At 68.2% G+C, this 384-nt stretch carries 1 protein-coding gene; it reads right to left on the reverse strand.

Annotated elements, in window-relative coordinates:
* Positions 1–124: 124 nt before the first annotated feature.
* A partial coding sequence (locus GWK61_RS55605; RefSeq protein ID WP_194922421.1) for a hypothetical protein occupies positions 125–384 on the reverse strand: 260 nt, incomplete at its 5' end.

Raw genomic sequence — 384 nt, forward strand, 5'->3', positions numbered from 1 at the left:
GACAGGCCCTCGACGGACAGCTTGACCTGCTCGGCGGGACTGGACAAGAAGCTCAGGAGGCTCTTCAGGAGCGGCAGTTTCGCCGCGTCGTTGCCGGAGGCGCAGACGACTTCGTACGGGACGCTCACAGCCGGGTAACTGTTCGCCGGGGGGGGTTCGCGTAGCCGGCGGCCGGGTTCACCACCACGCCGCCGCCTGCCGTGTCGACGGGGGACGCCGCGAGGTAGGCGGCGACGCTCGTGTCGGACAGTCCCGTGTTGTTCAGCCCGACGGTACCGAACGCGTTGAGCTTCGAAGTGCCCTGATCGAGGTAGGCGATGGCACCGTCGGTGCCGAACATGGCCTGGGTGATGGCCGAGGAGCCGGTGAGGCTGGTGTTCACCG

The organism is Catenulispora rubra, assembly GCF_015356825.1.
Taxonomy (GTDB): domain Bacteria; phylum Actinomycetota; class Actinomycetes; order Streptomycetales; family Catenulisporaceae; genus Catenulispora; species Catenulispora rubra.